A 12,169-nucleotide genomic window follows, 5' to 3' on the forward strand; every position below is an offset into this window, starting at 1 on the left:
TATGACATATGTCATAAAAAGGCGGAGCCGTTTTTCTGTTTTAATTCTGATGGATTTACACCATACTCTTCCTTGAAAATCTTAGAAAAATAGCTACGACTATTTAGCCCAACTATGTCACATATCTCTGATATTGTCTTATCTGTATTTTCTACCAAATGCCTTGCTAATTGCATTCGCTGCTTTTGAATATATTGATTTACCGATTTTTCAAATAATTTTTGAAACCCGCTTTGCAATTTGTTTCCATTTAAACCAACGTGTTGGGATATATCTTGAATTGAAATACTACCATGTATATTTTGATCTATAAATTCTGCCGCTTTTCGTATCTGCTTTAATTCTGATGTCCGCAGAATTTTTCTATCTGAGGTAGCAAGAAGATCATCTTCAAACTGCATTATTTGACGGGTTAGAATTAAATTAGATTTCCCTTCCAAATAAACACGTTTTAGAAATTCCTGCCCTTCAAATTGGTGCATTTGATCAAACATATTTGCCAGTTGAAGGCTATAAAATCCTTCATAATAGAATTCCTCATTTGCATCGACGTCATAGAATATTTTTCTAGTTGTCGGTTCTAGGCTTTCAAGTTCACATTTAGATTTTTCCAGAAACTGTTTTCTAGACAGTTCTAAGCTGCTAATTTTGGTTGTAACATTTTTCTGGAAATGTAAAATATGGCCATGGTTATTACTACTGGCAACCATGGCATTTTGATGCTGTTTTAGTTGGTGAGATTTTTTGCTATTTTCAAAACAATGGGTAATTGTCCCTTCAAGGCAATAAAGAAACTTTAATGGATGAATCTTGTTTACGATAAACTTTAACTCAATATCGTCATTGAAGGTGCAATCATATTGAATTATTCCCATGCCACTTTCAAAATCGATACCCATTACCGTTCCAGTACCAAAAGACTCTGGAATTACAAGTTTGTATTGATCGCAACTTTGGGTAAAGGTAGTATTCATGGCCTCTGCAAGATTTTCGATAACTTCATGCAGGGGCAGCGATTGCACCAAAAGAGTCTTCATTTCAGAAAATGTCAGGTTAGATTATAACTGCCTATTGTGTTAAAAATAGCAATTATTTTCAATTTAACATTTTACAGAAAATCCTCCAAATTACCTATAACACTAGTGTGGTAATTTGTCTCTCAATAAACCATAAATGAAAGTGCCGACCAATGCGGAAACAAAAAGTACCAAAACAGGGATGTAACCGGCACCCAATAAGGTAAAGATAGGTCCTGGACATGCTCCTACTAAACCCCATCCTAAACCGAAAATTATACCTCCTATGAGGTACCTAGGAATACTCATGTCTTTGTCAGAAAAAACAATTGGTTCGCCGTAGATGGATTTGATTTTAAACCGTTTAATTACTTGCACAATTATCACCCCTAGAATTACAGCTGAACCGATTATGCCGTACATTAAGAACGCATCAAATTTAAACATTTCATAAATCCTAAACCACGATGCAGCCTCAGATTTGAACATGGTAATTCCAAATAGCATCCCTATGATTAAATATATAAGTGTTCTCATTTTTAAAATATTATTGGGTATAATAAATACACCATAATTAAACCTCCGATAAAAAATCCTATTGTTGCAATCAATGATGGCAATTGTAAATTGCTCAAACCTGAAATTGCATGTCCTGAGGTGCAGCCACCTGCATATCTAGAACCAAAACCTATTAACAATCCCCCAATTATCAAAAGCCCCAAGTATTTAGGGTCAGAAAAGACAGACATTGAGAAAAATTTGTCAGGAGCATATGCTGCTCCTGCAGTTTCAAATCCATATGATTTTAATTCCTCAATGGTATCCGCAGAAATATGAACTGCAGGATCTGTTGTTAAATAATTAGCAGCTATATAACCACCAATTATAGTGCCTATAACAACTACCAAATTCCAACGCTGTGCTTTCCAATCGAACTTAAAAAACTCTGCCCGTTTGTCTGCACCACACATAGTACACATAGTTCGGAGGTTAGCAGACATGCCAAAATTTTTGCCAACGATTATTAAGAGAAACATAATAAACGCTATCATAGGGCCAGAAACATACCAAGGCCAGGGGTCATAAATCCAATTCATTTTTTATTTATTTTTTGCAATGTTAATCATAAAATTCAACTGTTCTAAAAAAAGGAGATGGAGTTAAAAACTTCCATCTCCTGCTATTTAGGGAGTCTTATAAGGGTTATTTTATACTTGTTTTCCTTTAAGCATCTTATTCCAATATAGATACGGTAACATATATTTTTTTAACATCCATAATCTCCAATGCTCTTTGCTGGAATCGGCTATAAGCATTTTCTTCAAATTCGGATCTGGTGTGAAATTATTGTCATAATCAAACTCTGCCAGTACCATTTTGCCGTAGTCTGTTACCAATGGGCAAGAAGAATATCCGTTGTAAGGTTTAAAATGACTTGCCTTATGCTCGATATTGGCTAAAATTTGAGCAACTATAATAGGAACTTGTTTTCTAATCGCTGCGCCAGTTTTTGCAGTCGGTAAACCAGCCACATCACCCACTCCATAAATATTGTCGAATTTATTGTGCTGCAGGGTGTGATGGTCTACATCTAACCATTTTTCTGCATTCACCAAAGTGGAATTTCTAACGAAATCTGGTGCCACTGATGGAGGCGCTAAGTGAAGCATATCGTAATGGATTCCAACGAGATCTCCATCTTTTTCTATATTCAAATCCTTATGGTTATACTCATCCTCATGTTCAGCCATTGCATACCATGCAATTTTATTTTTGCTATCAATTTTTTTCAACATGTAACCAAACCGCAGATTGATGTCTTTTCTGTCGACTACCTCTAATAATGTCTTTTTAATTTCCGGTACACCAAAAATCACGGTACCAGGAGTTGCAAAAACTACTTCAGTGTTATTTCGTTTTCCATGCTTTCTGAAATAACTTTCAGATAAATACATGATTTTTTGAGGGGCTCCACCACATTTTATTGGAGTTGTGGGTTGTGTAAAAAGGGCAGTACCTCCTTTAAAGTTTTGAAGAACTTTATAGACATATTTAGGATCTGTATAGACGCTACATACCTCATTTTTATTCATGGTTTCCTCTAGGCCTTCTACCAAGCTATAATCATAAACCAATCCTGGAGAAAGTACCAAATAATTATAGGATATATCTCCATTATTTGCAGTTGAAACAGAGTTGTTTTCTGGATTTAATTTTACTGCTTTATCTTTAATCCAAGTTGCTCCTTTTGGAATATAATCCTTCATTGGGCGAGAGGTATTCTCATATTTATACGTTCCTGCACCCACCAAAGTCCAAGCGGGTTGGTAGAAATGCGTTTCAGAAGGTTCTATTATGGCTACTTTTAGGTTTTTGTTAGCCCGGAGCAACTGAGCGGCTGTCATAATGCCACCGGTTCCTCCTCCAATTACTAAGATATCATATGCTGAATTCATCACCCAATTATTAATTATTTTACAATGCCAAAGGTACTTTTATGCCTAAATTTTAACGGTAACATTTGTTACATAAATAGCACTATTTTAAGAGATAATGCGGTTTTGTATTAATTTGGCACCAATACCCTAAATTTGTTATAAGGTACAAAAAATGGAAATTCTTAAAGCTTTTTTTGAGGCCATTGGTGGGACAATAAACTGGACCTGGCAATCCATTATCTTTCAGGTTCCTTGGTATGAGAATTATTTCTGGGGTTTAATTGTTATTTCATTTGTCGTTTGGGGCTTGGAAATAATTTTTCCATGGAGAAAAGATCAGCCTATAATAAGGAAGGATTTTTGGCTCGATGCTTTCTATATGTTTTTTAACTTTTTCATTTTTGCCATTGTTATTAGTGGTTTTTATAAGGTTTTAGAACTCGGATTCGCCAATTTGGGAATACACATGGATTCTCTTGCCATAATTAATTTGGAAAGTCTACCTAATTGGTTGCAATTAATCTTGTTTTTCGTTGTTCTCGATTTTGTGCAATGGTTCACGCATATTTTATTGCACAAATATGATGTGCTATGGCAATTTCACAAAGTTCATCACAGTGTGAAGGAAATGGGATTTGCCGCTCATTTGAGGTACCATTGGATGGAAAATGTTTTGTATAAACCATTAAAAACATTTGGTGTGATGATTTTGGGTGGTTTTGAACCAGAGCAAGCCTTTATTGTCCATTTTATTGCTATTTCAATCGGGCATTTAAACCATAGTAACATAAAGTTGACTTATGGACCTTTAAAATACATTTTTAATAATCCGGTGATGCACCTTTACCATCATGCTTATAAATTGCCTAGGGGAACTTATGGTGTTAATTTTGGGATCAGTTTAAGTGTTTGGGATTATTTGTTCCGCACAAATTATATTCCAGAAGAAAGTGGAACTATAGAACTAGGATATAGTGGCGATGAGGAAATGCCCAAAAACTTTTGGGGACAGTTGGTTTATGGTTTTGGCAAGAGAAAAGAAAAAAGCGGAGTATAACTCCGCCTTTCCAGTAAATTAAAATTTGCTATCAATCCTCGTTAGTTTGTCAACTATTATTTTATCGTTGTAGGGCATACATAATCTGAAACTTTTGCCCCTGCTTCTTTAAGTCCTACAATACCTCCTCCTATATCAATTAAATTATGGATTCCCCTACTTTTCAATATAGAGGATGCGATCATACTTCTATAGCCGCTTTGGCAATGAACGTAGAAAGATTTATTTGAAGGAAATTCTGCAAGATGATCATTTATAAAATCCAAAGGTGCGTTTTGAGCATCTACAATATGTTCTGAGGTATATTCTCCAGGTTTTCTAACATCAAAGATTTCAAGCTTTTCTTCTTTTAAACGTTCAACCACTTCCTCCGCAGGGATAGAAGTTACTTTGTCATATTCAAAACCTTGTTTTTTCCAATTTTCGAAACCACCTTTCAGATAACCTATTACATAATCAAAACCTACACGAGATAATCTAGTAATTGCTTCTTCTTCCTTGCCTTCGGGAGAAATTAAAAGTATTTGTTGCTTAACATCACCAATAAGTGCTCCAACCCATGGAGCGAAGCTTCCTTCTAAACCAATAAAAATAGATCTTGGCACATGGCCTTCCGCAAAATCTTTTTCATTTCTCACATCTAGGATTACGGCATCAGTTTCATTTGCTACAAGCTCAAATTCCTTTGGTTCTAAAGCTTGTGCACCACGCTTTAAAACATCATCAAAATCTTCATAGCCTTCTTTGTTCATTTGAACATTTAAAGGAAAGTATTGTGGAGGAGGAAGTAATCCATCTGTAACTTCTTTTATGAATTCATCCCTTGTCATATCTAACCTTAAAGCATAATTGGTTTCTTTTTGGCCACCAATTGTACCCACGGTTTCTTTGCTTAAATTTTTTCCACAAGCTGAACCAGCCCCATGTGCAGGGTAAACCAAGACATCATCATCTAACGTCATTATTTTAGACCTAAGACTATCAAACAAAGTTCCGGCTAGTTGTTCTTGTGTCATATCTGCAGCTTTCTGTGCGAGATCTGGTCTGCCAACATCTCCAAGGAATAGGGTATCCCCACTAAATATAGCGTGGTCTTTCCCATTTTCATCTTTCAGCAAATAGGTAGTGCTTTCCATTGTATGTCCAGGCGTGTGCAAAACCTTAATTGTGACTTTACCTAATTTGAACTCTTGTTCGTCTTCGGCAATAAGAGCATCAAATTTTGGATTTGCTAAAGGTCCATAAATAATGGGTGCGCCAGTTTCTTTAGAAAGTGTTACGTGCCCACTTACAAAATCTGCATGGAAGTGAGTTTCAAAAATATATTTAATTGTTGAATTGTCTTTTTCAGCCCTTTCAATATAGGGACCAACCTCTCTCAGAGGGTCTATGATGGCCACTTCCCCATCACTTTCAATATAATAGGCACCTTGTGCAAGGCAACCCGTATATATTTGTTCAATTTTCATAGTAATCACATTTTATTTTGCTTGACAAAAATACGCTCGGCTGTAAAATGAGTAAGTAACTTATGTTACAAAAAATTTAGAAATCCAATAATTCTATATGGTTTCGGTTCAATTGGATCTTCTTTTGATTCTCGAGCTTCTTGAGCAATCGACTAATTACAACTCTTGATGTGTGTAGCTCAAAAGCAATTTCTTGGTGAGTATTTTTTATTGTGGTACTTCTATTAACTATAGCCTTGTCTTTTAAATATTTCAGCAGGCGTTCATCCATTTTAAGAAACGCAATATTGTCAATGGTTTCTAACATTTCCATCAACCTTGTATGGTAACTTTCAAATACAAACTGTCTCCATGATTTATATTTGGCAGTCCAAAGTTCCATTTTTTCTATTGGAATCATGATGAGCTCGGTATCTACCTCTGCAACAGCTTTAATTTCACTTTTTTTATGCCCAAGGCAACAGGTCAACGTCATAGCGCAGGTATCTCCTCTTTCTAAAAAATACAGGAGCAATTCATCACCATCATTATCATTGCGCATAATTTTTATTGCCCCATTTAGCAAGAGAGGCATCGATTTAACGTACTGTCCGATACTTATTAAAACTGTGCCCTCTGGCACGGACCTCAATGTTCCTACACGTGCAATCTCTTCAATAAGTTCATTCTCAAAGAGATGTCCGTAATTAGTTTTTAGCATTTCAACCATAGTGAATGTTTAAGGCGTAAATGTGTTTAAAAATACTAAATTGTTAATTATATCTATTGCTAATTGTAATTCGTAATGTTATAGAAGTCGTAGATTTAATTTTCCATTACAATTTGCCAAAACTATTTATGAAAGCCTCAAAGAAATTGAAATTGCGTTTAAAGGATTTTCCCGATTTATTAAAACAAACATATATTAATTGGAATAAGGATGGCCCATGGAGATTGAGTGCTGTGGTGGCTTATTATGCTGTTTTGTCCTTACCTGGATTGCTCATTATCCTCGTTAATTTGGTTGGAGGTTTTTGGGGGGAGGAAATTGTTCGGGGCCAGTTAACCAATGAAATTACCAGTATTTTAGGAGATGATACCGCACAACTTGTAGAAGGAATGGTGAGTGAGACCCTTGATTCTGAAAAAAATATTATTTCGACCATCATTGGAATTTTTTCAATCATTTTTGGGGCAACAGGGGTGTTCTATCAATTGCAGATATCATTGAATAAAATTTGGAAGGTGGAAGTTGAGATGGATAATTATTTTTGGTTAATTCTAAAAAAGCGGGCCAAGAGTTTGGTGTTCATTTTGGTAATCGGCTTTTTGCTGTTAATTAGTTTTGTTGTTACCGCGGCCTTATCGGTTTTAAGTGATTATTTAAATAGAATGTTGCCAGATATGGTAGTGTATTTGGCTAACGCATTAGATTTTTTAATCTCAATTACAGTAGTTTCAACCTTGTTTGCCTTGATTTTTAAATATATGCCAGACATTCAAATAAGTTGGAGGACAGTTTGGATTGGGGCAATTTTAACCGCTTTGCTATTCGCCTTGGGTGAGCATTTATTGGGTATTTATTTCGGAAAGGCAAATCCGGGATCGACTTATGGGGCAGCGGGAAGTGTTGTTCTAATTTTATTATGGGTATCGTATTCTTGTTTAATTTTCTTTTTTGGGGCTGAATTTACTAGGGTTTATGCTTTGAAATATGGAATGATAGGTGAAGAAGAATTCAATGAGCATTAATAGATAACCAAATTTTTAAGGTAGCTTTGGCATATGGGAGAACATAAAGCAGGTTTCGTTAATATTATTGGCAACCCAAATGTGGGCAAATCAACTCTTATGAATGCTTTGGTCGGGGAGCGCTTGTCCATAATTACTTCAAAAGCGCAAACTACTCGACATAGGATTTTGGGAATTGTCAATGGTGACGATTTTCAGATTATTTTTTCAGATACTCCTGGTATAATTAAACCCGCCTATCAGTTACAAGAATCCATGATGGACTTTGTAAAGTCTGCTATGGAAGATGCTGATGTGATACTTTATATGGTTGAGATAGGCGAGAAATCCTTGAAGGATGAAAGTATGTTCAAAAAAATTCAAAATGCCAATATCCCTGTTTTATTGGTTTTGAATAAAATTGATAAATCGGATCAAGAAACCTTGGAATCCCAAATAGACTATTGGCACGAACAGATACCTAGAGCGGAAATTATTCCGATTTCAGCTTTAGAGAAATTTAATGTTCAAAATCTATTCGAACGAATTCTGGAATTGCTTCCTACATCACCTCCTTTTTATCCAAAGGACCAACTTACAGATAAACCAGAGCGATTTTTTGTAAATGAAACAATACGTGAGAAAATATTGCTCCATTACAAAAAGGAAATTCCATATTCTGTTGAGGTAATTACTGAAGAGTTTTTTGAGGAGGAATCTATCATTAGAATTCGATCCATTATAATGGTAGAACGCGAAACCCAAAAGGGAATTATTATTGGCCATAAGGGTTCTGCCATTAAAAGGGTAGGCGTTGAGGCCCGAAAGGATTTAGAAATTTTTTTCGGGAAACAAATACACCTAGAACTTGTGGTTAAAGTTAATAAGGATTGGCGAAGCGATTCCAAACAATTAAGGCGCTTCGGTTATAATAATTCTTAACATTCAATCCAATTCCCAATTGTATTGTTTTATTTAATTCTGAATCTACCTAGAAATCGGGTGTTAAAGATGATTTTTTTCCAATTTTTATTTTATATCGTAGGTCAGTTTCATAGTTATAGATGCAGTCTTTTCTTTAGATGAGGTGTTATATGTGCCGCCCCAAGAATATTCCTCATTAGAGTTTTGACCTGTAATTTGAAATACACCCATGTTTGCATTTAACAGGTCACCAAGTCTGCTGCCAGAATTTTCGGCGATCTTTTCGGCCCGAATTCGGGCATCCTCCGTAGCCTTTGATATCATTTCAATTTTTAAATCGGCTAGTTTTGTATAATAATATCTTGGAGGGCTTGAATATAATTGAACCCCTTGGTTCAAAAGTTCTGTTATTTCCCTAGAAACTGTTTCAACCTTTTCTACATCATTAGACTCAATCGTAATCGATTGGCTCAGGACATACCCAAGAAATTCTTCACCGATAAATCTTCCGTCCTCAGAATATTTAGATCGAGTATTTTTATTACTGTTAATGGCATTAAAAACTAATTCTTTATCGTTAATGCCTTTAGAATTTAAGTAGGCGGTTATTATTTCTTTGTCTCTCTCTAAATCTGAATAGGCCTGTTGCAGGTCCACACTCTCCTTACTGAAAGACCCGTCCCAAACAATAAGATCTGAAGTAAAATCGGCTTTGCCTAAACCGGTTACGGTAATAGTGCCATCTGCCTTGTTTCTGTTAATTATGGCATGCCCTAAAAGATAGGCAGCAATAATGATTGCAAAAGCAAAAATGATTGCAGTTAGTGCGCGTTTCATGGAATTGGGAAAATTAATTTTGTTTAATGTTATAACGAATGTTGTGAGATTTTAATATGTTCTCGAGGAAGTTTATTAAGGCATGGGATTCCTTGCTGCTAGAGCGACGGCCAAACCTTCCGAGAAAATAAAGCCCAAACCATAAGAATACCATTAACAGCATAAAAAAAATAGGAATAGCAATTGGCTCATGAGTACGGATATTAGAGTATAACCAAATTCCGAAGGTCATGAATAATATAGCAATAACGAAATGTAAAAACATGAAGAGCGTCCATAGCCCGGGGCTAGGACCCATAAGCGCATGGATTTGATGCGGTTGTTCATCTTGTGAGATTAATTCCAATTGAAGTTGGGGAGTAAACATTTCCCGTTTAACCCTAATGAATTTAATAAACACATGGTCATCCAATCGGGTAACTATAAGGTCCGATTGATTGGTTTTAGCTAGTTCAAAGGCATTAAGAATAGCTTTAGGTTCGGCATAAAGATCCATTACAAATCTTGGCCTTAGGGCAATTTCGTGGCTAATATCCATTCCCTTAAATTCTTAGGTGAAAATACAGTTTTTAGTTCGAATTCTTAGCAGTACCTTTGTGGCAATTTTTTAACCATGGGAATAGTTGCAATTGTTGGTCGACCTAATGTAGGTAAGTCCACTCTTTTTAATCGCCTTATACAAAGACGTGAAGCAATCGTAGATGCAGTTAGTGGTGTTACTAGAGATCGCCATTATGGAAAAACGGATTGGAATGGTCGCGAGTTTACACTAATCGATACTGGTGGATATGTTCGGGGAAGTGATGATGTTTTTGAGGAAGAAATAGATAAGCAAGTAGAATTAGCTATAGATGAGGCGGATGTAATCCTTTTTATGGTTGATGTAGAGTCGGGTATCACAGGTATGGATGAAGAAGTCGCAAATCTATTACGGAAAATAGAAAAGCCAGTATTTTTAGTTGTCAATAAGGTTGACAATAATAAGAGAGCTGAGGATGCGGTCGAATTTTATGGCTTGGGATTGGGTGAATATTTTACCATTGCCAGTACTAATGGTAGTGGAACCGGCGATTTATTAGATGCTGTAGTTGAGGCCCTTCCAGATGGAGAAGAGCAGGAGGAGCGTGAATTGCCAAGATTTGCAGTAGTAGGCCGACCAAATGCTGGAAAATCTTCCTTCATAAATGCATTATTAGGCGAGGATAGATACATAGTTACCGATATAGCCGGAACCACAAGAGATTCAATAGATACCACCTATAATCGCTTCGGTTTTGAATTTAATTTGGTTGATACCGCTGGTATTCGGAAAAAATCAAAGGTTAAGGAAGATCTCGAGTTTTATTCCGTTATGCGGAGCATAAGGGCTATAGAACATTGTGATGTTTGCATACTTTTAGTTGATGCCACCAGAGGTTTTGACGGTCAGGTTCAGAATATTTTTTGGTTAGCACAGAGAAACCATAAAGGCATAGTTATTCTTGTTAATAAATGGGATTTGGTTGAAAAGGATAACCAATCGGTTAAGAATTTTGAAAAGGCCATAAAAAAGGAAATAGAACCTTTTACAGATGTACCTATTATATTTATTTCTGTTTTAAATAAGCAACGTATTTACAAAGCAATTGAAACAGCGGTCGAGGTTTATAAAAATAGAACCAAACGAATTAAAACTAGTAAGCTTAATGAAATTTTACTTCCTGTAATTCAAAATTACCCACCACCTGCATACAAGGGTAAATACGTTAAAATTAAGTATATAATGCAATTGCCAACATCTTATCCGCAATTTGCCTTCTTCTGTAATTTACCTCAATATGTTAAGGAACCGTATAAACGATATCTAGAAAATAAACTTCGGGAGGAATTCGATTTTACAGGAGTTCCTATTACCATTTACATGAGAAAAAAATAATAACACCTAAATAACCAGTATTCAGTTATATGTAAATTTTATTTTCCAAAAAGTAAAGTTTATTTTACATTATGGAAAATTTGTTTTACATTTGAAATCTAAATTTATATTGTATGGTCACAAAATATTTTTTAGCCCCAAAGTGGAAGATACTGGGATGGATCATGTTTCTCGCGGGTTTTTTAACTGGATTATTTTTTATGATTTCAGATTATTCCATGGATTTCAAAGAATTTAAATTCTTTGCCATCGTAGGTTCAGACGATATGTTTTCTAAAAGAGAATTTTTCAAGTGGGTAGAAAATGACCCTATAGATGAGATTCTATGTCTTTTGGTAATTATTGGGGGATTGATAATTGCTTTCAGTAGACAAAAGGTTGAGGATGAATTTATAAACAAACTCCGAATGGATTCCTTATTATGGGCAATTCTTATCAATTACGCTATCCTTATCTTGGCAATTATTTTTGTGTTTGATATGGCCTTTTTTGATGTTCTTATATTCAATATGTTTACTACAATTGTCTTTTATATTTTACGATTTCATTTCTTATATAGAAAATATCTCACCAATGAAGAATAATCTAAAGGTCCAACGAGCCAAATTTAACTTAACGCAGGCAGAACTGGCAGACAGGGTGGGTGTGAGTCGACAATCTATTAATGCAATTGAGAAAGGAAAATATATTCCATCTACTGTTTTGGCCTTGAAATTTGCACAGGTTTTTAATACGGAAGTGGAATCTATTTTTCAATTGGAAAAGTTAGATTAATCTGATTTTCAATTGTTTTAAGATAATTT

General features: G+C 35.3%; 14 protein-coding genes. 6 read left to right on the forward strand and 8 right to left on the reverse strand.

The annotated features are described in order from the left end of the window. Positions 1-11: 11 nt before the first annotated feature. From ISU00_RS11065 to ISU00_RS11080, 4 genes are all read right to left on the reverse strand, one after another. Positions 12-1,037 (reverse strand): helix-turn-helix domain-containing protein, encoded by a 1,026-nt coding sequence (locus tag ISU00_RS11065; protein ID WP_228850721.1) that lies wholly within the window; start codon positions 1,035-1,037, stop codon positions 12-14. 102 nt (positions 1,038-1,139) lie between these two features. Then, complete coding sequence (locus tag ISU00_RS11070) at positions 1,140-1,553, reverse strand: YeeE/YedE family protein (protein WP_228850722.1); 414 nt, start codon at positions 1,551-1,553, stop codon at positions 1,140-1,142. Positions 1,554-1,555: 2 nt separating this feature from the next. Next, entirely contained in the window at positions 1,556-2,113 is a 558-nt protein-coding gene (locus tag ISU00_RS11075) for a YeeE/YedE family protein (protein WP_228850723.1), read from the reverse strand. Positions 2,114-2,224: 111 nt separating this feature from the next. Continuing rightward, positions 2,225-3,472: an NAD(P)/FAD-dependent oxidoreductase gene (locus ISU00_RS11080; protein WP_228850724.1), complete on the reverse strand. Its 1,248-nt coding sequence runs from the start codon at positions 3,470-3,472 to the stop codon at positions 2,225-2,227. 154 nt (positions 3,473-3,626) lie between these two features. Between ISU00_RS11080 and ISU00_RS11085 the strand changes: the two genes are divergently transcribed. After that, positions 3,627-4,511, forward strand: coding sequence for a sterol desaturase family protein (locus ISU00_RS11085; protein ID WP_228850725.1), 885 nt, complete (start codon positions 3,627-3,629; stop codon positions 4,509-4,511). 56 nt (positions 4,512-4,567) lie between these two features. Here ISU00_RS11085 and ISU00_RS11090 read toward each other — a convergent pair whose 3' ends face one another. Together ISU00_RS11090 and ISU00_RS11095 are read right to left on the reverse strand one after the other, a co-directional pair. After that, entirely contained in the window at positions 4,568-5,980 is a 1,413-nt protein-coding gene (locus ISU00_RS11090) for an MBL fold metallo-hydrolase (RefSeq protein WP_228850726.1), read from the reverse strand. A 76-nt stretch (positions 5,981-6,056) separates the two neighbouring features. Continuing rightward, positions 6,057-6,689, reverse strand: coding sequence for a Crp/Fnr family transcriptional regulator (locus tag ISU00_RS11095; protein WP_228850727.1), 633 nt, complete (start codon positions 6,687-6,689; stop codon positions 6,057-6,059). A gap of 128 nt (positions 6,690-6,817) precedes the next feature. Here ISU00_RS11095 and ISU00_RS11100 point away from each other — a divergent pair, with 128 nt between their 5' ends. Both ISU00_RS11100 and era read left to right on the forward strand, forming a co-directional pair. Further along, complete coding sequence (locus ISU00_RS11100; protein ID WP_228850728.1) at positions 6,818-7,711, forward strand: YihY/virulence factor BrkB family protein; 894 nt, start codon at positions 6,818-6,820, stop codon at positions 7,709-7,711. Between the two features lie 33 nt (positions 7,712-7,744). After that, on the forward strand, positions 7,745-8,632 hold the full coding sequence (gene era / locus ISU00_RS11105) for a GTPase Era (protein ID WP_228850729.1): 888 nt from the start codon (positions 7,745-7,747) through the stop codon (positions 8,630-8,632). An 87-nt stretch (positions 8,633-8,719) separates the two neighbouring features. On the opposite strand, the gene ISU00_RS11110 is transcribed toward era, so the two are convergent. Together ISU00_RS11110 and ISU00_RS11115 are read right to left on the reverse strand one after the other, a co-directional pair. Then, positions 8,720-9,451, reverse strand: coding sequence for an SIMPL domain-containing protein (locus ISU00_RS11110; RefSeq protein ID WP_228850730.1), 732 nt, complete (start codon positions 9,449-9,451; stop codon positions 8,720-8,722). A 13-nt stretch (positions 9,452-9,464) separates the two neighbouring features. Next, the gene (locus ISU00_RS11115; protein ID WP_228850731.1) at positions 9,465-9,989 is read right to left on the reverse strand and encodes a GTP-binding protein; all 525 of its coding nucleotides are present in this window, start codon (positions 9,987-9,989) and stop codon (positions 9,465-9,467) included. Positions 9,990-10,064: 75 nt separating this feature from the next. Between ISU00_RS11115 and der the strand changes: the two genes are divergently transcribed. From der to ISU00_RS11130, 3 genes are all read left to right on the forward strand, one after another. Beyond that, a complete protein-coding gene (gene der / locus ISU00_RS11120) occupies positions 10,065-11,366 on the forward strand; it encodes a ribosome biogenesis GTPase Der (protein ID WP_228850732.1) in 1,302 nt (433 codons plus the stop codon). A gap of 200 nt (positions 11,367-11,566) precedes the next feature. Next, positions 11,567-11,950: a hypothetical protein gene (locus ISU00_RS11125; protein ID WP_228850733.1), complete on the forward strand. Its 384-nt coding sequence runs from the start codon at positions 11,567-11,569 to the stop codon at positions 11,948-11,950. After that, positions 11,940-12,140 carry a helix-turn-helix transcriptional regulator gene (locus tag ISU00_RS11130; protein ID WP_228850734.1) on the forward strand — a complete coding sequence of 67 codons (201 nt, stop codon included), beginning with the start codon at positions 11,940-11,942 and terminating at the stop codon, positions 12,138-12,140. The genes ISU00_RS11125 and ISU00_RS11130 overlap by 11 nt, the downstream gene beginning before the upstream one ends. Positions 12,141-12,169 lie beyond the last annotated feature (29 nt).

The sequence above is a fragment of the Aegicerativicinus sediminis genome (assembly GCF_015476115.1).
GTDB lineage: Bacteria > Bacteroidota > Bacteroidia > Flavobacteriales > Flavobacteriaceae > Aegicerativicinus > Aegicerativicinus sediminis.

Coding starts and splice junctions, on each gene's coding strand:
- era (WP_228850729.1), top strand. CDS start 7,745: ATGGGAGAACATAAAGCAGGTTTCGTTAATATTATTGGCAACCCAAAT.
- ISU00_RS11095 (WP_228850727.1), bottom strand. CDS start 6,689: ATGGTTGAAATGCTAAAAACTAATTACGGACATCTCTTTGAGAATGAA.
- ISU00_RS11065 (WP_228850721.1), bottom strand. CDS start 1,037: ATGAAGACTCTTTTGGTGCAATCGCTGCCCCTGCATGAAGTTATCGAA.
- ISU00_RS11100 (WP_228850728.1), top strand. CDS start 6,818: ATGAAAGCCTCAAAGAAATTGAAATTGCGTTTAAAGGATTTTCCCGAT.
- ISU00_RS11075 (WP_228850723.1), bottom strand. CDS start 2,113: ATGAATTGGATTTATGACCCCTGGCCTTGGTATGTTTCTGGCCCTATG.
- ISU00_RS11115 (WP_228850731.1), bottom strand. CDS start 9,989: ATGGATATTAGCCACGAAATTGCCCTAAGGCCAAGATTTGTAATGGAT.
- ISU00_RS11130 (WP_228850734.1), top strand. CDS start 11,940: ATGAAGAATAATCTAAAGGTCCAACGAGCCAAATTTAACTTAACGCAG.
- der (WP_228850732.1), top strand. CDS start 10,065: ATGGGAATAGTTGCAATTGTTGGTCGACCTAATGTAGGTAAGTCCACT.
- ISU00_RS11085 (WP_228850725.1), top strand. CDS start 3,627: ATGGAAATTCTTAAAGCTTTTTTTGAGGCCATTGGTGGGACAATAAAC.
- ISU00_RS11090 (WP_228850726.1), bottom strand. CDS start 5,980: ATGAAAATTGAACAAATATATACGGGTTGCCTTGCACAAGGTGCCTAT.
- ISU00_RS11125 (WP_228850733.1), top strand. CDS start 11,567: ATGATTTCAGATTATTCCATGGATTTCAAAGAATTTAAATTCTTTGCC.
- ISU00_RS11080 (WP_228850724.1), bottom strand. CDS start 3,472: ATGAATTCAGCATATGATATCTTAGTAATTGGAGGAGGAACCGGTGGC.
- ISU00_RS11070 (WP_228850722.1), bottom strand. CDS start 1,553: ATGAGAACACTTATATATTTAATCATAGGGATGCTATTTGGAATTACC.
- ISU00_RS11110 (WP_228850730.1), bottom strand. CDS start 9,451: ATGAAACGCGCACTAACTGCAATCATTTTTGCTTTTGCAATCATTATT.